Annotated in this window: 16 protein-coding genes; all 16 read right to left on the bottom strand. The window is 35.5% G+C overall.

The window, feature by feature from the left end:
• Positions 1-3: 3 nt before the first annotated feature.
• A complete protein-coding gene (locus tag AB5M32_RS01500) occupies positions 4-948 on the bottom strand; it encodes an NAD-dependent epimerase/dehydratase family protein (RefSeq protein ID WP_010719724.1) in 945 nt (314 codons plus the stop codon).
• 324 nt (positions 949-1,272) lie between these two features.
• Positions 1,273-2,697, bottom strand: coding sequence for a lipopolysaccharide biosynthesis protein (locus AB5M32_RS01495; RefSeq protein WP_010738167.1), 1,425 nt, complete (start codon positions 2,695-2,697; stop codon positions 1,273-1,275).
• A gap of 9 nt (positions 2,698-2,706) precedes the next feature.
• The gene (locus AB5M32_RS01490) at positions 2,707-3,678 is read right to left on the bottom strand and encodes a glycosyltransferase (protein WP_010719726.1); all 972 of its coding nucleotides are present in this window, start codon (positions 3,676-3,678) and stop codon (positions 2,707-2,709) included.
• Between the two features lie 80 nt (positions 3,679-3,758).
• A complete protein-coding gene (locus tag AB5M32_RS01485) occupies positions 3,759-4,583 on the bottom strand; it encodes a phosphorylcholine transferase LicD (RefSeq protein WP_207495072.1) in 825 nt (274 codons plus the stop codon).
• A gap of 138 nt (positions 4,584-4,721) precedes the next feature.
• Entirely contained in the window at positions 4,722-6,158 is a 1,437-nt protein-coding gene (locus AB5M32_RS01480) for an O-antigen ligase family protein (protein ID WP_368024249.1), read from the bottom strand.
• A gap of 40 nt (positions 6,159-6,198) precedes the next feature.
• Complete coding sequence (locus tag AB5M32_RS01475) at positions 6,199-7,173, bottom strand: glycosyltransferase family 2 protein (RefSeq protein ID WP_010719729.1); 975 nt, start codon at positions 7,171-7,173, stop codon at positions 6,199-6,201.
• Positions 7,166-8,227 carry an NAD-dependent epimerase/dehydratase family protein gene (locus tag AB5M32_RS01470; protein WP_010719730.1) on the bottom strand — a complete coding sequence of 354 codons (1,062 nt, stop codon included), beginning with the start codon at positions 8,225-8,227 and terminating at the stop codon, positions 7,166-7,168. Before AB5M32_RS01470 ends, AB5M32_RS01475 begins: the two co-directional genes overlap by 8 nt.
• A 9-nt stretch (positions 8,228-8,236) precedes the next feature.
• A complete protein-coding gene (locus tag AB5M32_RS01465) occupies positions 8,237-8,938 on the bottom strand; it encodes a 2-C-methyl-D-erythritol 4-phosphate cytidylyltransferase (protein ID WP_010719731.1) in 702 nt (233 codons plus the stop codon).
• A 234-nt stretch (positions 8,939-9,172) separates the two neighbouring features.
• The gene (locus tag AB5M32_RS01460) at positions 9,173-11,890 is read right to left on the bottom strand and encodes a DUF5776 domain-containing protein (RefSeq protein ID WP_368024248.1); all 2,718 of its coding nucleotides are present in this window, start codon (positions 11,888-11,890) and stop codon (positions 9,173-9,175) included.
• A gap of 12 nt (positions 11,891-11,902) precedes the next feature.
• Complete coding sequence (locus AB5M32_RS01455) at positions 11,903-12,748, bottom strand: phosphorylcholine transferase LicD (RefSeq protein ID WP_010719733.1); 846 nt, start codon at positions 12,746-12,748, stop codon at positions 11,903-11,905.
• A gap of 252 nt (positions 12,749-13,000) precedes the next feature.
• The gene (locus AB5M32_RS01450) at positions 13,001-14,041 is read right to left on the bottom strand and encodes a glycosyltransferase family 2 protein (protein WP_368024247.1); all 1,041 of its coding nucleotides are present in this window, start codon (positions 14,039-14,041) and stop codon (positions 13,001-13,003) included.
• 17 nt (positions 14,042-14,058) lie between these two features.
• Entirely contained in the window at positions 14,059-15,450 is a 1,392-nt protein-coding gene (locus AB5M32_RS01445) for a sugar transferase (RefSeq protein ID WP_010738174.1), read from the bottom strand.
• Between the two features lie 206 nt (positions 15,451-15,656).
• Positions 15,657-17,795: a glycosyltransferase family 2 protein gene (locus tag AB5M32_RS01440; protein ID WP_034698862.1), complete on the bottom strand. Its 2,139-nt coding sequence runs from the start codon at positions 17,793-17,795 to the stop codon at positions 15,657-15,659.
• Positions 17,796-17,832: 37 nt separating this feature from the next.
• Entirely contained in the window at positions 17,833-19,419 is a 1,587-nt protein-coding gene (locus tag AB5M32_RS01435) for a bifunctional 2-polyprenyl-6-hydroxyphenol methylase/3-demethylubiquinol 3-O-methyltransferase UbiG (protein WP_010738176.1), read from the bottom strand.
• Positions 19,409-20,629 carry an ABC transporter ATP-binding protein gene (locus AB5M32_RS01430; RefSeq protein ID WP_010719738.1) on the bottom strand — a complete coding sequence of 407 codons (1,221 nt, stop codon included), beginning with the start codon at positions 20,627-20,629 and terminating at the stop codon, positions 19,409-19,411. The genes AB5M32_RS01435 and AB5M32_RS01430 overlap by 11 nt, the downstream gene beginning before the upstream one ends.
• Positions 20,630-20,640: 11 nt before the next feature.
• Positions 20,641-21,447 (bottom strand): ABC transporter permease, encoded by an 807-nt coding sequence (locus AB5M32_RS01425; protein WP_010719739.1) that lies wholly within the window; start codon positions 21,445-21,447, stop codon positions 20,641-20,643.
• Positions 21,448-21,656 lie beyond the last annotated feature (209 nt).

The following is a 21,656-nucleotide window of genomic DNA, read 5'->3' as shown; positions in this document are numbered from 1 at the left end:
TCACTATATTTCAGTTTTTAAATAGCTTTTCATACCACTTAATACATCATATTTTGGTAGATAACCAATAGACTGAATCTTAGAAATATCTGCTAATGAATCGTGAATATCTCCTGAACGTTCTGGCTGATATTCTAAAGCTAATTCCGTCTCTAAAATTTGATCAATCGTCTGGATCAATGTTAATAATGTAGTTGCTTTTCCCGTTCCGACATTAAATTGTTGGCCTAAAGCCGATTCTTTGTTAGCTACCAGAAGTAAAGCTTGGATCACATCATCGATATAGACAAAGTCTCTTGATTGGCTACCGTCTCCATATAAAGTAAATGACGTTTTTTCTCCCGCTAATTGTTTTTTATAACGATCAACTAAGATTGAAATCACACCACTGTAAGGTGAATTTGGGTTTTGGTTTGGTCCGTAAACATTGAAGAAACGCACTGCACTTCCTGGAACATCATATAAATGACAGTAATCCAAAACATATTGTTCAGCTGCAAACTTATCGATTGCATAAGGGGTTAATGGACGAATAATGGATTCCTCTTTTTTTGGTAAAGTTGGTTCATCCCCATAAACTGCTGCTGAAGAACTAAATACGATTCGTTTTAAGTTTGGTTGATATTTCCGAATCAATTCTAACAGCATCAGCACACTTTCAAAATTAACTCGATGTGTTTCTACTGGTCGGGCAACCGAATCTGCCACACTAGCAACTGCCGCTAAATGGAAAATGTAGTCAAATTGATTGGCACGGATGATTTCTTCCATCAATACTGAATCCGCTACATCACCTTCGATGAACGTGATGTTTCTATCCATCTCAAGATTTTCTACTTTTCCCATTGATAAATCATCAACAACAATCACTACATTTTCTTTACCTAAGTGATTGGCTAAGGTAGAACCGATAAAACCAGCCCCACCGGTAATCAATATTTTTTCCACTATTTTCACTCCAATTATTGATTTACATAAAAGATAAGTTTAGTGTAACACGTTTATTCTGAGAATACTATCTTATATATATGCCCTAAATAGAGCGATCATAGACTAATTGTTCCCTTTCCAATAGTTATCTCCTGTCTAACAAGAAAACCATACCATGCATAAAATATTCTAATAGTAGATAATTTTTTTCTTATTTAAACGCTGCTTCTTTGTTATTGCCTTGGCAGAAGTTGGTCAAGGATGTATTTCTCTATCACCTTTTGCAAGAATAAGGGACTGTGACAAGTCTTTTGTCACAGTCCCTCACTGTCTTGCTTTATACTAATGATCTTTGACTAAGTATCGCAAATCTTTTAAGTCGCTCAAAAAACCACGATGGACAATCACTAAATAAATGATATATATCACAATATAGGCAACCATACTCATATAAGTGCCATCAAACCAAAGATTACTAAAAATGAATAATAAAGTTAGACAGGTTTCTAAAAACATTTTAGCACCAATTTTAATATTCATATCTCTACACAAGAAAAATTCAGCTAAATTACAACGGAATGCTAAACTAGCAAGTATTAATCCGACAGTTAAGTTTAAATTCCCTATGATGAAAATGACGAATAGAGAAAGAAGTAAGGATAAGGTCAACGTCAAGACGTTTACCATTAGAATCGTTTTTTCTTTACGCAATGTCTTCAAATAGGTATTGATTAATAAGGACATTCTTCCTTCATAGATAACGATTGGAAATAAGATCCCCATGAATCTTAAACTAACTTCATATTCAGGTAGCCACATGCCTAAAACGATTTTTGCTGGAATATAAAAAATCAAAATAGCATACGTCAAAGGAACAAATACACCTCTTAGTGTTTGAAACAAAGAAGAGAGACGATCTCGATTTGTTCTTCTTAAAAGCGGGAACATGACGATCCCCACCGCATTGATAAAGGTCAAAAACATATTAGAGATACTTAAAGTAAAAGATAATTTACCAAAAGTCTGGATTGACCATTGTTGTTGAACAAAGAAACGGATCGTACCCATAATTAACATACTGGCAATACTACTCAACATTAATTTGCTACCAATATTAATGTTATCTAAGATTTCAGGTACTAGTTCTTTTAGACCAATCATTTTAACTTGCAGCATATCTTTTATTCGGGTCATTCCCCAAATTGTAATCACTAATTTTGAAATGATATCCATAATGATCAACCAGTAAAATTCCCGCCCACCTGTGGCAAAATATATACCAATTAAGACAACATATAAATAGCGATCATTTCTTGATAACTGTGCATACTCTTTAATCCTATTTGTTGATTGGAAAATATAGAGAATAAATGTTTTAACGATAGTCACTACAGAAACAACAGCTGTCAAAATCAAGATCAGTGCTTGGTATTCTCCAGGCATAAAGAAGTAAGCCCATAAAATAACGAAAATCGAAACAAAAAATTCGAATATCGCTAAATACCAAAACTGTGATCCTAAAGAACGTTTATCAATGTCTTTGTACTCTTCTCCACCGATTTTCAAGTAAATACCATCAATCCAACCAAAATGTAAGAATCCTACATAAGAAGAATAAAAGACATAGAGTTGCCAATAACTATATTCAGTCACTCCTAATAATTTTGGAACAAATAAATTTAAAAGGACAGAAATACCTAATGTAGCAAAGTTAGCTGCTACGGTATAATATAGATTTTTTGCGACAGCTTTTGCTTTATGGTTCATGCTGATACCTCACTTTCCTGACTTATATTTTATAAGATGATAGATATCAGTACCAAAATAAAATTTACGCTTATAGCGGAAGAAAGAAGCAAGAATTGTTGATAACTGTTCCTTTTCTAATATAGCAATACGCATTTCTAGTTCATCAATCATTGACAAGAGCATTTTTTGTTTCTTCTCAAAATCATCTATATCAGTTAAATTAGCTAAATAGTTATTGGCTGCATGTACACGTTGCAATCTTCGTCGTAACGTATTTAGTCTTTTTTGGTAGGCTGTTACTTTGTTTGCTTGGTCAATTTCTTTTTTAAAAGAGCTTTGACCATGTTTACGCCATTCAATCAACGGTTTTCTTAAGAGAAATAACCCATTGCTTAAAACAGCACTTCCCCACATGGACATATCATGGACTGCATTCTCCATTCTTGAAGCATAAAGCATCACATTCGCAATAAAGCTTTGGCGAATAGCATAGACACAGCCTGGACGTCTTAGGAATAAGTTGTTTTCATTAAAAACCACTCGTTCTTCTGATTGTCCCTCTATTTTTTCTGTATCAACCCGTTTTAACTCTTCTGCTAAACCACCTGGCTCTACTAATTCATGATAATCTGATACTAAAACTTGAACTTGTTGATTCGCAAAAGTACGACTCATTTCTTCAATCTTTTTTTCATGCCAAATATCATCTTGGTCACAAGTAAACACAACATCTTTACTTGCTAAATCCAGCAGTTTAAAAAAGTTTTTTCGCCATCCAACGTTTTCTTCATTAACAATCAATTGCCAGGTAGCCTGTAACTGATTTTCTTCAATGAATTTTCGTACAATATTGACTGTCTGATCAGTTGAGCAATCATCTTTTATGATAACTTCATCAATTTTTTGAGATTGATTTTTCAAAGAATTGAGCTGTTCTATAATATTTTTTTCGCCATTATATGTAGCCATTACAACAGTTGTTTGCAGTTTTTCACGCATTTACTTCACTCCTTCTAAGATATAGTATTAAAGATGCTACTTTGTTGTTTCGTCTTACTTTTTGTAACCATTTCGAGAGGCTATTTTTCGTAAAAGTTATACGGATGGTGTGTCACGCGTTCATTTTCCGGTGGCATTGTCATGTAATCTCCGTAACGCAATGTAAGAAAATCTCCTCTATTTTTGATAGCCATTACTTTGTGTCCTTCAAATTCGACGTCTTCATATTCAGTAAACCATTGCGTTGGAAAAACACCCCAATCAATATGAATCCATTCTAAATAACCACATGTGTCCGTATCTCCAAATCGTATTTTTTTAGCAGCTTCTTGATATTTTTTTTGCCAATAGACATTATCTCCGATTTTCAATAATTTTTTATGATGAGGATAACGCACTACTAATTTTACGACTGCTTTAAAAAAATCAAAGCTTCGAGCATAAGCTAATCCCAAAGTGTCCATTAAGTTTAGACGATAATTCTCTGTTGTCTCTCTTAAAGCTTGACGTTCTGTAGCAGAATCTGGAATGCCGTCAATAGGAAAAATATCAACAAAAACGCCTAAATCAGGTTCTTCCCCACTAAAAAACTGCTTTGTTTTAGCTACAGTTTTTGGGTCAATCACTTTTGCAAATGGATATCTAAAATTTTCTCTTGTTTCAAAGGACAACAACTTGTAATTTGTATCATTTTTTAAGATCAAAAGCAATTCTTCATAATCTGGTCGGGGCATCACGATATCAATATCATCATCCCAAGGGATAAAACCTTGATGGCGTTCAACACCAATCAGACTTCCATAAAATATGGTATATTTTAGGTTGTTTTCACGACAGATTTTATCAATATAAACTAAAATATCGACTGCTTTTTTTTGTACCTCTGCCATTGTTAATTCTCTCATAAGAAGTCTCCTATATCCAATTAAATTTTTTACTAACGAACGGGAATATTTATTTGCCTTTGATCATCAAATTGACCAATAATAGAAAATATCCTTGCATCCTTTGTTTCTCTGCAAGGATTTTTCCTATTACCTTAATTATTTTTCCAGTCTGTTCAATTGTTTTTGTTGATCGAAATCATATTGAAGTTTTCCTAAATACAACCAGAAAATAAATGTTGCAGAACGTCTAGTTAGTATAATTTCAGTAATCAATAAACTAGAGACTAAGATGATCAACACAATTTGATTATCTATCAGAAATTCCAGATAATTTTTTTGCTTTGTAGCAAATAGTATCCGCAAAGACTGCCACATTTTTGATAGTAAAAATAGGACAAAAACAATTGTTCCAGAGATACCAGTTGCTGCTAATAGATAGAAAAAGGCACTGTGAGGTGTTTGCCCCGTTTTAGCAATATGAGTCTCTGGGATTTTAGCTTTGGCAATTGCCACAAAACCTTTTGGTGTTGTTCCGAAAATGGGTTCAAGTCGCATCAATTCAGTTGCACTTTTCCATAAAGCAAAACGACTGTTAGAAATATCTTTATTTTCAACAACATCCGGTCTTTCGGTAGTGACCAATTTTTCGTCAGGAATTTTTTTCTCTGAATCTTTTTCAAAAAAGTCAACGACCTTAGGACTTGTGATTTCCACACGGTTTGCTACATTGACGTAACCTGTTTTCATCAATGATACGCCACCAAAAACAACGGCTGAACTAATCGCAGCTAGGACTGTTGCTCCTACTACTTTCAATACTAACGATTGATTTTTTTTCGACTGATAAAATAAGTAAAAGAAGAAAACACCAAAAAAGGCCGCAACTACCAATTGGATCATACCAGATCTTGAACCTGAGAGAGAAATATAGCTAAATTGAACAAACATAACAAAAATAGAAAGAACTTTCACCCATAGCTTTTGATTAAAAATAGCTTTTCTAAGGGCAAAAATAATACAAACCAATGAAATAGTTGTCGCATAGTTTGGATCAACAAAAATCCCATAAAGACGATTTTCAAAAAAACCGATTCGCATGCCATAATACAATGATTTAACTGGCGTAGAAAAACTTACACGAGCAAAAAACAAATAAAGAGAAAATAGGACAAGTGCAGACCAAACAACTAAAAGAATCGTTTCAAACACAGTAAATAGTTTTTTGTTATTTTCTCTTCCCACTTCAAATACACAAAAGAAAAAGATACATTGCCAAATAATCAGTTTGATGTTTTCCGTGAAAGCATATTCTCGATTCAACAATGTACTGATTGCTAAAATCACTATAAAAACAATTAACCAATATTCAATTTTTATTTTCTTTTTTTCGAGAATCATTGGTAAAAAGTGGCTAAGAAAAATGACTCCTGATAATAACATGATAATCATCGAAAAGATGGAATCGATTTTTGGTGGTAGTGTGGAATAAACACTAACCATCCGACAGATTAAGACAAGCTCAAAAAAAACAATATAGGGCAATGCTATTTTTTGTCCTATACTATGGAATTGCTTTAAAAATTTAGTAAACATTTTATCCTCCATTAGTATAAAAGATCAATCACCGTAACGGTTAATCTTTAGTTTTAGTTATATGTTTCCTTCTAAATTCTACTGGAAACTTATATAAATGTAAGCTAATCATTAAGAGTAATGTAGAAAACTTACGACTCTTGGTAAAAATCTCATTCTCCATAATGAATCGAAAGTTATGTCTTAAATAACTTACGATTTCTTTTGTTTCCGGACGATCCGTTACGTTTGCTACTATAATCTTATCGAGAACTAAAAAGTTAGCAAAACAAACACGTTGATGTGCTGCTTTTTTGATTTCTTGACTTCGGTCTTTGAGCTTTATTTCATTGTTTTCCCAAGCTTCAATAAATTCAAATTGTTTTTCTGAAAAACTTTCTGTATTGATACTTCCAAGACGATGATAATAATAGTACTTTTGTTCAGAATCAATGGCTACTTTGTGGCATTGATTCAATAAATCTACAATAATAAAAGAATCTTCATGATATTTTCCCTCTGGATAGCGGATAGTTGAAAACAGTTCTCGCTTATAGAGTTTGTTCACTGCATGAACAGAGATGATATTTCCTTGTAAAATTAATAATAACGCTTCTTCAGCGGTTACTGTTTTTTTGATTGTGGGTTTGATTATCGGATCTTTTCCCTCGTAGACATCATAAATACCACAGATCGATAAGTCTGCCTCTTCTTTGATGATTGCTTTATATAAAAGTTCATACATATCTTCTGCGATATAGTCGTCACTGTCAACAAAGCCCAAATATTTTCCTTTGGCTACTTCGATTCCCGCGTTTCTTGCGCTACTCAATCCACCATTTTGTTTGTGGACGACCCGTACACGAGCATCCTTCTTTGCATAGTCATCACAAATACGTCCACTATTATCAGGTGAACCGTCATCCACTAAAATCAGTTCAAAATCGGAAAAAGTCTGAGCGAGAATGGAATCTACACATTTTTTTAAATATTTTTCAACTTTATAAACAGGTACGATGATACTAATTTCACACATGTATTTCATCCTTAACTAACTGTACTGTATGCTTCAGTGATTCTTCTAGACTAAAGATCGGGAACCAGCCAGTATCTTTAATTTTTTCATTATTTAAAATAGCCGTATTTGCTTTAGAAAAGCCTTGTTGTTCAATTGCATCAGGTAATTCAAAAATGACTTGCTTCCCACTAATTTCAGCAAGTTTTTGAGCAAGCTCTTTTAGATGCAAATCAAAACTGTCGTTAGAGATATTATAAGCTTCTCCAATCTGACCGTGAATAAGGAGATGAAGCATCGCTGAAACAGCATCTCCTACATAAATATAGGAAAAATACTGGTTTCCTTCACTCTTTAATACAATATCTTCTTCATGCACTGCATTCAAGATAAATTGAGAAGAAGCCTTAGAGTCAGATAACAGCATCGTTGGGCCAAATGTACGGCATAATCTTGGAATCACAATATCTAATTGATGCTTCGCAATATATGCCTGACAAAGGGACTCACTGACTCTCTTACCTTCCGGATAGCCGGCACGTAAAGTATTGCAATCAATATAACCACAATAATCTTCCGAAAACTTTTCAACGTCTCCACGATTTTCGCCATAGATCTCTACAGTTGAAAGGAAAAGCACTCTTTTCGGTTCTGTTGCTACAGCATGTTTCAATACTTGTTCTGTACCAGCAAGATTCGTCATAATCGTGCCAATTGGATCGGTTGCATAAGCTTTTGGATGGGTATTGCTTGCACCGTGGATGATATAGTCAGCCTTAATAGAAAAAGGCAACGGATCTGTCACGTCTCCTTCGATGATCTCAAAATTTTGATCAGAGATATACGGAGAGAATCGTTCTTCCAATCTTTGACGATTTCTTCCCATTGCATATACTTTAATATTAACCCCTAAATACTGGTTTGCTAACATTAACGTATCGACTAAAAAAGAACCAATCATACCTGAGGCACCAATCATGAGTAAAGATTGACCATCCAAACTTTTTAAATCAGGAGTATGTTCGACTACCTTCAGCAAATCATCTTTATATAGTGGATTATTTATTAAAGACATCCTCTTCACCTAATCTTTCATTTTTAAATATGCTTTGAAAAGCTCTAAATCATCGGTTGTGGTCAATTTGATATTTTTATCAGAACCAGCCGCAAAATACAAGGTTTCACCTAAGTCCACCATCATCGTATTGGTATAAGATGAGTCTGTCATCCCAATATTTTCTTTGACCGCCCGATTATAAGCAGAAAGTAATTTACCATATTGGTATGCTTGTGGTGTTGAAACACGTCGTAACGTATTACGATCCACATATTGTTGTGTCGTTTCTTCGGTTTTCTTAATAAAAATCTGTTCATTATACGGTAATGAAGTCACACCATTTCCATATTCCTTACATTTCACAATCACATCTGATAGGACGAGTTCATCCACCAATGGACGGATACCGTCATGAATGATAATTGTGTCATCATCCTCTGAATAATCTTTTAAAAATTGTACACCGTTATTGATTGATTCTTGTCCTTTAGATCCGCCAGTAATCACCCATTGGACTTTACTGATATTGAACTCTTTGATATAAGCCCACATGGTTTCTTCCCAACCTGATTTACATACAACAAGAATTCGATCAATCTGTGGATGGTGTTGGAATGACTCCAATGTATAAATAATGATGGGCTTCCCCTCGATATTAATAAATTGTTTTGGTATATCCTGCCCCATTCGTTTGCCAACGCCACCGGCAATAATTATAGCTGTAATCATATGAGATAAATTCCTTTCTTTTATGTGTATTTATACTAAATAGGTATTGAAAACTTGCCTATTATTTCACTATCCGTTCAATAAAAACCATATTTAACCTTTTACATTTTCTCACAACTGCCAATAACTTTCAATGTTTTCCACTGAGCCTCGGTGAAATATAAGTATTATACAAAAAAACAACACATCAAAAGAATGATAGAACATTCGATTGATGTGTTGATTTATTTATTTTTAGTTTACTTTTTGAACATACTTTTTATTTGCAGTCACATAACCATCAGCTGTTTTTAATCGTGGAAGTCCTGATGGGGTATATTCGATTGATTGGATCTCTACGATCGTTCCTTTGCTAATTGCTGCTCCTTTTTGCGTAAAACTGAGATCTTTATAGTAGTAATCATTCATCAACAGTTGAACTCTTTTAGGATTCGTCACAAAATAATTATCATTTGCATTCGCAGCAGCTGTAACATACCCTTTATTAGCTGTAACATATCCCTTATTGGTTTTTAATCGTGGGATTCCACCAGCTGTATACTCGATACCTAAGACATCGATCACCGTACCTTTCGAAATCGGGGTACTTGGTTGTTTAAAGTCTATGTCAGAATAATAGCGATCATCCCTCAACATAACAATTTTTCTTGGATTTTCGATAAAGTAATTATCACTGTCACTCACTAATTGTGTTACATAACCTCTATTAGCTGTCAAATAGCCTTTTGCCGTTTTTAACCGTGGGATTCCACCACTTGTAAATACCACATTTTGCACTTCAATCAATTCATTTTTAGAGACTGCCTCCCCTTTTTGACTGAAATTGACATCATGATAATACGTATCATTTGTCTTCATGACCACATATCCTGGATTACTATAATAATAGTTTGAGATATTATCTGGCACTTCTTGCACATACTCTTTATTAGCCGTCAAATAGCCATCGGGCGTAAGCAATCGCGGTACTTGACCTTCACGGTATACGACACCTGTAACAGATACAAGCGACCCTTTCGTCACTGCTTTTCCTTTATGGAGAAAGTCTGTGTCTCGATAGTAAGTATCATTGGCTTTCATGACGATTCGAACAGGGTTTTTCGTATAGTAATTATCAATTGATGCTACAGTTGCGATCACGTAGTCTCTATTTGCTGTATAAAAGCCTTTATTTGTTTTTAATCGAGGTATCCCACTCTTTGTTTTTTCAATTCCCGTTACTTTGATGACCGTACCAGCTGAGACTGATTCTCCTGGTTTTGTAAACTCGACATCTTGGTAAAAACGATCATTTGTCTGAGCAATGACTTGTCCTGGATTTGTCATATAGTACATATCAGAGATATCACGATACTGTTCGACCAAATTTTTATTTGCAGTCAAATAGCCATTTTTTGTTTTTAATCGGAAAATACCAGAGTCCGTGTAAGCTAAGCTTTCTACTTCCACCACTGTACCTTTCGTGACTTTATTCAAACGCTGGGTAAAAGCTGTATCTGCATAAAAATAATCATCGGTCTTCAAACGGACTTTTTTAGGATTCGTTGTAAAATAAGAATCAATATTGCTTTGAGCCGCTACAACATATGATTTATTTGCTGTTAAATAACCGTGATCTGTAAATAAGCGTGGAATCCCACTAGCGGTTGTTTGAATACTTTTCACAGTAACTAAAGTATTTTCCTTAACAGTCATTCCAGGACTGGTAAAATTCACATCATTGTAAAAACAATCATCCTTCTTGACGATGACTCTTCCAGGATTTGTCGTATAATATTTATTTAGGTCAGGTCCGGTTCCTGTATTTGGTGTTCCAAAAAAAGAACTGTAAATCATCGACATGTCAAAAGGACGAGATTGATAATTTGCCAAACCTGGGAAAAACATTTGAGACGACCACTGCCAAGCACCATAATCATTGTTCCACTGCATCGATTGTGTTGGTGTATAAGGATATTGTGCGACCCATATACGTTCTTTATTAAAGGGAGCAGGATTGATGTACCCACTATCTAGCCAACCTCTACTAAGATATAGTGCAGCATTAGAATACCCAAGATTTTTTAGTTGTTGATTGAAAGCCAAAGCATTTTTTTGTGTATCACGTCCTTCGGAAATCAAGTGCGGATCTTCTGCATCATCAAACATGATCGTATTTTTGGGCAAACCTAATTTTGACGCTGCTTGTGCAAAATATTTTGCCTCTGCCTGAGCTGTTTGAACAGATGTATACACGCTGTAATGATAAGCAGACACACTGAGCCCCGCAGCTTTAGCATTGTTGATTTGGCTTTGCGCATACGGGTTAGTATATGATGTTCCTTCGGTGAGCTTGACGGTTACTCCCGTAACCCCGTAACTTTTAATTTTTTGATACTCAGCAACAGAGATTGTCCCATTCCAACTAGCGACATCAATGAAGTCTTTTCTTGGTAAATTGGGATTATCTGCATATACATTATCAGGATACATCATTCTCGACATAATCCCATACTGATTTCCAGACGGTTGCATGGCATAAGTACCTTTTTTATGATTTGTCCCTCTTTTCCCGAGTTCAGCATCTTCTCTTGGATCAACTTGATTGGCATCTGTCTGGTCCTGGGTAGAATCACTCGTAGAATTGGCGGTCTCGGAACCCGAAGTGCTGGTACTTTCTTGAGTGGGGATTGTCGAGCTGCTGGTCATACTGGATTCTGTCGAAGAAGTCTCAGCCGTAGATGTTTCCGTAGTTGTCGAACTATCCGATTGTTTTGTATCGTTAGTTGTGGTAAGTGTTGCTGAATCAGACGAGTCGTTCATTTGCTTTTCTTCAGTTCCCACTTCATTCATAGCCTTCTGTTCTTGACTAGATTGAGAAGTTTTAGCTATATTTTCAATTGCATAAGTATTGGAAATAGAGCTATTTAATAATAATGTACATAAAAGTACACCAGAAAAAATCCGTTTCATCTCTTTTCTCCTTCATACTGTATCGTTTACTTTGTAAGCTTTTTTAGTATCAACAAGAACAGCTTCATGATGAGGCTGTTGTTCTTCTTCAGGGGGCAATTGCATGTAGTCACCAAAGACCTGTTTCAAATAGCGGTCATACCCAACAGGAATTGGCATTTTTGTCTCTTCAAAGGGAACAACAATCGCTGATTTAAAATCTTCCAAATGGTAAATATTCCCCATATATTTAGGTCCGACACATAATTCTGTGACATAAGGTGTCGATCCGAATGAGTACTTACTCATTTGTTTTTCTGCAAAACGCCAAATCTTATAGCGGATTTTGGGCGAAGAGAACGTACTTAAAAGCACCTTGCTACCTGTTGCCATCATTCCCCCATGTTTTTCGGGCACAACCTGAGAACAAAACAATGCATAAACGAGCGCCCACATTTTTTGGATTTTCCGTTGCGCACTTTTTTCAGGCGCACCGTCCAAAGGAAAAATATCAATCGGTATACCATGAGGAATAGCCATTCCTTCTTGATACGTTTTGACAAATGTGGTATTTGCATCTCGAATGGTCATAAATGAATTATGATCATTGTAATTCTCAGAAGCAACCAATAGCGGATAGCGTTCAACATCAGCATATTTTGGCCATAGTTCTTTTATTTTTTCATAATCTTGTCTAGGCATAAAAAAATCCAAGTCATCATCCCAAGGAATAAAACCTTGATGACGGATAGAGCCAATACAGCCACCGCCACAAAAATAACAAAGTAGGTCGTGTTTATTACAAAAATCGACAAAATATTGAGCGATTTCTAACACTACCTGCTGGACATTTCTTAATTCAGGATCATTACTATACATACTTACAGCTCCCTCTATTTTTATTTTATCATAACTATTTTTTTATCCGAAATAGAATCTGTCTAAATTTGCAAAAAAAGAGTGTGGGTCAAAAGGAAAACCTAAAGACCCAAACTCGAATAAATAGTGTGTTAGAAGAAACTTTTATCCTAACACTTTTATAAATGTGAGAATAAAGCCATGACAGCTGTCACTGCTTTTTTATTTCGATTGAAAAGCAAATGATATCACCCTGCTATTCCGGTCGCTTATTTAATACACTCGTTTTAGTGTTGCCATCAATCCTGGCATCTTTATTTCAACAAAACTTCCGATGCGTACAGCAGCTAAAAAGAATGAACAAGGCAGGTTATACAATTGCTTCGTTACTTTTTTTACTGTGGAGTCGGTGCAAGCAATTTTTTTCGCCTCAACAATAGTTGGATCCGTTAATATTTGCTTTGCTTCAGCTTTTTTTTCTTTTGCTGTCCGTGTCGAAGTGCCATAGATAGAAAAGATGACCGACGTCGTTCCTTTTAAATGGAGAGCTGCCATTCCTGGCTTATCGACTTCATTCGTCACTTCATTTGCTAATTGGTAGAACTCTTTGAAGGTACTAAATTTATTGGGACGGTACTGATTCGTGATTCCTTTGCCACCTTCAAATTCATAAATATAAGAAATTTTCGGGTTCATCAGGACATTTTGACAATATTTATAATAATGCAAATTAAAAATACGGTCTTCACAGCTATTGTATCCTTTAAAAAGAAGCTGATTCTGTTTTAAAATATCCCTTCGATAACATTTATTCCAAACTACATACATCAACTGATCGTTCATTAATCGATACATGTCTTTTATAAAACTATCATGACTTTGATAATGATGCTCCGTCACTAAATTTTCTTTTTCTGAAATAATCTGTTCTCCGTCCATCGTTCGAAAGATAAACGAACTAACGATCAAATCGGTGTCTGGATGTTTAGCTAAAAGCTTGTCATAATCAGATAAAACTTCTTTTTTCGGCGTATCATCCGCATCAAAAAATAAGATGTAAGTTCCTTGGGCTTGCATAATCCCTTCATTTCTTGCTAAACCAGGCCCTTGATTAGCCGTTGTGATCAGTCGAAATTTAGGGTCGTTCTCAATAAGTCTCGTAATGATTGCTTCCGTTTGATCTGTCGAACCATCATTGATTAACAAAACTTCATAATCAGTAAAATCAAATTCTTTTAAAGATGCGATCGTACGAGCAATCGTGCTTTCAGCATTATAAATGGGTATGACGATACTAAATTTTGGGTTACTCATTTTTCACTACCTCTCAACTAGCGAAAGATTTTCTCTTTTGGAAAAGCAATCTCTGCCAATGAATGAACATTCTCATCTTCTTCCAAGCCTTGAGAAGACATCTTATCAAAAAGAATTTTAATGGTTTGTAATAATATTTTTAAATCGAGCAATAAAGAATATTTCTTGATGTAAAGTAAATCAAACCGTAATTTACTGTTGTAATCTGATACGTATTTCCCATAAACTTGCGCATAACCCGTTATCCCAGCACGTACATTGTGTCTCAAATAGTAATAAGGATTTTCCGCATTAAATTGATCAACAAAGAAAGGACGTTCTGGTCGAGGACCAACGATCGACATGTCTCCCTTTAATACATTAAAGATTTGTGGTAATTCATCAAAACGAACTGCTCGGATAAATTTACCCACTGGAGTGACACGAGCATCGTTGCTCTTAGCCAAAACAGGTCCTGATTTGGCTTCTGCAGTCGCAGTCATCGAGCGAAATTTATAGATTGAAAATTCTTTTTGATTTTTAGTGATCCGAATTTGTTTATAAATAACCGGACCCGGTGAAGTAACTTTTACTAAAATAGCAGTTAATAACATGAAAGGTGAGGCTATGATCAGTAAAATCAACGAAACGATAATATCAAACAACCGCTTGAATAATTCATATTCTGGTGGAATTCTGAATCCTGAAGCTTCAATAATACTTTCATCTTCAAAGTTCATGATGTTTGGATTGATCATCGTTAAGTTTTCAAATGTCGTATTGAGAAATAATTTCTTCTCATTTTTTGTCACTAGTTGATAGATTTTTACTTTTTCTGCTTCTTCAATATGTGAAGCCAGATAGACGATATCCATTTGATCAATCATTTTTTTCACATTTTCATAGTAGTGATCGATGACAACCGCTTCTACTTTATGCTTATTATTTTTTTTAGAACTGAAATTTTGTATGGCCGGTGCCACATCTTTTTCTGATCCAACGATCACGACTTTCTTATCACGACTGACTTTCAAGTACAACTTATAAATTAATATTCTGTAAAGACTCAATAAAATGGTCGCTAGCACAAATGACAGTAAAATTACGCCTCGTGGGAAAGCAAACCAGCGTCCAGCAAAGGTGACGACCATGATCCCCAATGTCATTAAGACTTGACCAATAACCGTGACAAACACGATATCGCTGACCGTTCGATTATAAAAAACATATACGCCCAATAAGATATTCAAGGCAATAAATATAACAGAAATAAAGATTGCTGAATGTTGAAAAGTTTCAAAATTCCGCATGGGTATTTCCCCATGAAATTTCAGTAAGAAACTGCTATATATGGCTACATTGTACATCAAAACATCCATTAAAATAATGAATATTCGTCTTGCAGCACTCCATTCCCCATTTTTATTCATATATACACTCCTAATCACAAAATAATGCACCTATTATCTTACCATAGCAGGGTTTAAAAGCCTAGTGAATAAACAAATTGTAACAGAATTACAAAAAACTATTGCTCTACAATTATAACGCTTGCTTTTAATATCTCATTTTACGAAAAAAAAACTACCATGCTTTCTTAACTGATTGCATGATAGTTTCTATTTTCATTTCTTAATTAATCTGGTCTTAATGAAAAATCTCCAATTCCTTCTTTTGTCAGATTATCGTTATAAAAAGGATCATGGTTGATATATCCTGGCCATTTCACTTGCATTTTCTTTATCTCACCTGCAAAACGTTTTTGCTTCTCAGGCGTATCTTCATAACCTCTTGATTTTGATTCAAAATGATAAAGTTCAACTTGATGGGCATAAACGTTATATCGACCTAGCTCATAAATTTTCAGGCATAAATCCACATCATTGAAAGCGACTGCTAATGTTTCATCAAAGCCATGGACCGCATGAAAATCACTGGCTTTGACCATCATACAGGCAGCTGTTACCGCTAAGTAATTGACATCGATGACTAACCGACCAAAGTAACCACAGTGTGTTTGGTCATAGTTGTTCAACGCATGACCAGCAACGCCACCAATACCAACTAACACACCAGCATGTTGTGTCGTATCATCTGGGTAGTAAAGTTTGGCACCGACACAGCCAATTCGATCAAATTGCGCATAGGCAACCATATTGGTCATCCACTCAGGCTCAATAACTTCCGTATCATTGTTTAAGAACAATAAATATTTGCCACTTGCTTTTTCTGCCGCTAGATTGTTGATCCTAGAATAATTGAAAGGTATATCGATCAATTCCACTATAAAACGTTCATTTAGTCGTTGCTGGTATTCCTTAAATAGTTCCTGCATCTTAGGATCGGTACTACCGTTATCAGCAACAATGATCTCATAGTTGGAATAGGTTGTTTTGTCAATAATTGAGTCGATACATAATTTTAAGTCATCATATCCGTTTTTAGTGGGAATAATGACACTAACTAAGTCTTCTTGCAGCACTTCATAATTGACCTCGTAGAAACCAGAGATTCGTCCAGGACGAACTTTTCCTTTAATTCCTCTACGATCGAGTGCATCAGTCAATGCCTTGACTCCAGAATCATAAATATAGCTCTTCGCTTCACCATTGCTGGCAGTAGATCCCGGAATCGTGCGCCAGTGATACAGTACTTTATCAATGTGATAAATGTGATCAGCTGGGATCTGCTCAGTGATTCGTAGTACCAAGTCATAATCTTGGGAACCTTCATATCCTTTTCTAAATCCACCGATTTCTTTAACTAAGCTGGTACGATAAACCCCTAAATGTGAAATATAATTATTGCCCATTAAAGTATCTGGTGACCAATCCGCTTTAAAATGAGGATCAAAACGCTGACCTTCTGCATCGATCTTATCTTCATCGCTATAAATGACATCAAGTTCAGGACGCTGATTCAAGACGCTTGCGACTTCAAACAACGCATAAGGCGGTAGTTCATCATCATTATCTAACAACGCTATGAACTCTCCTGTTGCCATTTCCAAAGCAGAGTTGGTCGCTAGACTGATATGCCCATTTTTTTCTCTAAAAACGACTTTGATTCGTTGATCTTTAGCTTGATACTTTTCTAAACATTTTCTGATTTTAGGATCAGTTGATGCATCATCACTGATACATAGTTCCCAGTGATCATACGTTTGTTTTAAAACAGAATCAATACATTTTTCCAGCCATTTGATTTCGACATTGTAGACTGGCATAAGTACTGAGATTAAGGGACGATATTCAAATCCTTTAGCATCTTGACGTTGCTTTTGGAGATCAAACTGTTCATGACGTTTGATCCATTCGGTGTAATCAACAGAAGCGGGTTTCATTTCAAATTTGACACGTCGGATCGCTTTTTTCACTCCGTGTGTCCGTGCATAATTGAATCCTTTTTGAAGCAATCTTTTTTTCTTTTCCCAGTTTGTTTCAAGGCCATCGTCATATGGATAACGACCATTCAATTTCACCGCAATCCCATTTTGATGGGATTTTGTTTGGAAATCTAAAATCGCTTTACCTTTCATTCTTCCAGATAATCGGATGTTGAAACCACTTGGTGTTTTCACATCCAGATTGTATAAATGATTGATATCCAAACGAACAACATTGGTGACTTCGGCAGATACTTTGTCCTTATCGACTTTAATGATCGGAATTTCTTTCGTCACCTCATCAACCGCCCAGCCAACAATCAATAAATCCCCAGTTGCTCTTTCACGAGTAATTCGGTCTATAAATACAGCAATCTCTTTTTTTTGCACGAGCTTTTGTTCTCCTTTATTAAAAATAAGTTCTTTCTTATATCTCGATAAACCAGGATTCGCCATTTTCAGCAACAGCTTCAATTAAAAAAGATTTTTCTCGTTCACATCTTATTTGCAATTCAAAACCAGCTTTTGTTCCCGCTGGCAATTGTTCCGCCTCATTTACTTCTGGCCGTTCAAACTGCAAGGCTTGAAAAAATGGTGCTTGGTTCACAGATAACTTATAGGATAACGGCTGACGTTGTGCGTTAGAAATTCCCCAACCATTGATTGTCAAAATTTTCGTTTCTGGGTCCCAATGCTTGCTATCCACGCATAGAGAAATCGCCTTTGCTTGAATTTTCTTTGCTGTTTCTTTCGATCGAAGCTTGCGGTTTCTTGGTTTAATCGCGAATTCTTCCTCAGTTATCAGTTTACAATAACGGTCAGTCGTCATCTGTAATTCGTTAGCTAATTTTTCATTTGTTAATCGCACTTGTTCATTTTCTTTTTTCAGCGAAGTGATTTGTGCCATTAGACGTTGCTCGATCTGCGCTAAAGGTTTGACTGCCTCAAGTAGTTCTTTCATGGTTTGTGTCAATTCCCCGATAAACCGATAATGACAATGGATCGTCAATTCTTGACCTGCGACATCAAATAGAGTAAATTGTGGCGTTACTTCACCATCAAATAAATAGCAATCATTTTGTGTTTTGATTACTGCATTAGATTGGATGAAATCAATTTTGTTCCCCGCCAACTCCCCGCTAAATTCGATAAAACTTGGTTGATCAGCAAATTTAAAAATGACCGATTCGACATCCCCGGCAATTGGAAAAGTCAATGTTTGGTTTTCTCCCGTATAATTGTTGAAAGGATATTTTTGGGAGACTTCTTTGTTTGCAGTCTTTTGGATCACTTCCACCATTCGAACATAATTCGAATTTTGTGGTTGTGAGATGTGACTATTCTCAGTGTGTTTTTTCAAAGAAAAGAAGTATTGATAAACTTCTCCGAAAGGTCGCATTTTGAACTCATAGCGAACTGCTTCGGGTAATTCTTCATAAGTTGAATTTAATTCTGTGTCTCCGACAGCTAAGTAAAGGTAATCCTCAATATTAATAGATAAACCAGCTTTTTCAAACACTTTTTTAAAACCTTCGTGTGTGTAAAAAGAATTATGTGTTTCATCTAATAAGCCATAAGAAGCCCATGGTAACTCATTGTTGAATAAATGGATCAGCACAGAATTATGGACTAAATTCGGAAATGTGATTAAAATTTCTCCGTCTTCGTTGAGAAATTCTCTCACTTTTTTTAATGTTTCAGCTGGGTTCACTAAATGTTCTAAAACATCGGCAAAAAGGATATAATCAAAGGTTTGCCCTGCATAATAGTTTGCCCACTCAAAACTTTCAATATCTCCATAAAAACCATCTTGTGAAAATTCACTGACAAAATCGAATAATTCTTTATCTAATTCGACGATACTTACTTGACAATTTTTGGCTCCGATTAAATGTTTGGTCAATCGGCCGTTTCCCGGTCCAAATTCCAAGACTTTGCTGCCTGGTTTAATTTGGGCAGCAATTTTCCCTACACTACTTTGTTCATCTAAGTCCATTTCAAAATCATACTTCATCGGCTAGATAACCTTCTTCCCACTTATGGTCTAAGACCACGATTCCTTCCCCAATATATGAGCCATTAACAAATAAGTTCATATATTTTGTTTTGTAAACTAAAGGTACGGTGGCATTTTCTTCAAAAATTGCCACATCAAAATAATATTCACCAGCTAGCAGGCCTAGTTTTTCATATTCTAAATAGAAAACATTTTTGCCTTTTTTCCAAGGGATTTTGATGCCGTCCAACAGTGTATTTAAACCACAAACGTAAAAATTATCGACAGTTCGTAAGGCGATCCCTAAAACAGGATTCTTGATCGAATCATCTTTTACTTCATAGGTTACTTTGACATACAGTGTTTCGCCTTGATCAAGCACGTCAACAGGATTTTTTTCTTTATCCAATAATTCCGCACTCAGTACATCAACGATGTCAGGTGCTGCAAAACGTTCCATTTGATTTTTATTTCGATCAACTGTTTTGACTGATTTTTTCTTTAAAAAGTTTTCATAGTTCGTTGTGACATCCATGGTATCCCCATATTCAACCACTTCACCATTTTTTAGCCAATAGGATCGATCACAAAAACGGCGGATCGAACTGATGTCATGGGAAACGAATAAGATCGTTTTACCTGAGTTCTTGATTTCAGTAAATTTCTCCATACATTTCAACTGGAATTCAAGGTCCCCTACAGCTAGAGCCTCATCGACAATCAAGATATCTGGATTGACATTGATAGCTACCGCAAAGGCTAAACGAACAAACATCCCACTGGAATATGTTTTTACTGGTTGGTAAATATGTTCGCCGATATCAGCAAATTCAATGATGTCTCCGACCATTCCATCGATTTCTTCACGAGAAAAACCTAACACCATGCCATTCAAATAAATATTGTCATAGCCAGAATATTCGGGGTTGAACCCAGAACCTAGTTCTAATAGTGCAGATATTTTCCCTTCAATCTCCATTGTTCCAGATGTGGGCGTCAAAACGCCAGTAATGATTTTGAGCATGGTGGATTTTCCTGAACCATTTTCTCCGACAAAACCGATCATTTCCCCTTTTTTAATTTCCACATTGATATTTTTCAACGCATAAAAAACGTCATGGTAAGATTTTTTGAAGGGATTCAAAGCTTCACGAAACCGGTCAGATGGTTTTGCGTACATATTATAAGATTTTGTAATGTTTTTTAATTTAATCGCATATTCAGTCATATTCATACTCCTTACAGCACATCTGAAAAATGTGGTTTCAATCTACGGAACACAGCAGATCCAATAACGAAGATAGCTAGCGTAAATACCCAGAAATAGAGAGTATACATTCCGTGTTCCCAGAACCAAGCTTGTCCTAAGAAAGACTCACGATATCCTTGCACGACATAATAAAGTGGGTTTAGTTTTAAGATTTGAACGATCACTGGATTGAACTGACTTGGACTCCAAAGGATTGGCAATGTCCACATAACCAACTGTAGGACAATCGTGATCAATTGCATGATGTCTGGTAGAAATGGTTGAATTGATGCTGTCAACCATGTTAAGCCGGTTAAAAAAGCACACATACAGAATAAATAATAAATCAGTTGGAGCGTCATCCAAGTTGGATAGATTCCATGTCCAATAACCACCACTAAACCAACGAAAATAAAGAAAAGATGTGCATATAGATTCGATAAAATTTTCGTAGTTGGTAAAATGCGGATATTAAATACAACTTTTTTTACTAAATAGGTGTATTCTCTGAAAACTAACGTCGTTGATGTAAACGCGTCAGAAAAAAAGAACCATGGGATCATTCCCGTAATCAAATAAACAATAAAAGGATATTTTCCATCTGTCATCGCTGCCTTTAATCCAAAACCAAAGACCAACCAATAAATCAATACGGTAAAGACAGGATTAATGAATGCCCATAAAATTCCCAAAAAAGAGCCCGCATAGCGAGACTTAAAGTCATTCACTGAAAACTGAAGCAAGAGCTTTCTATTCTGGTAGATATCCTTCATAAATAAAAACAGATCTTTAAACATTTGTGTTCCTCCAAGCAAATTCTGTTAATTACAGTCATGTGCCATTTTACCACACTTTTACTCACGGACTGTGATATTCTTAGTTTCTTAATTTTCTATTAAGCAACTTTACGCTAACATTTTTATTTTACATAAGAAATAATTTAATTGCAATGAAGCAAAAAGCTAGCTGACCCAAGAATAACTTGTTTCAACTAGCTCTTATCTAA

The sequence above is a fragment of the Enterococcus sp. C57 genome (genome assembly GCF_040887305.1).
In the GTDB taxonomy this organism is placed as follows: domain Bacteria; phylum Bacillota; class Bacilli; order Lactobacillales; family Enterococcaceae; genus Enterococcus_B; species Enterococcus_B hirae.
This window is presented reverse-complemented; position numbering and strand designations above follow the sequence as displayed.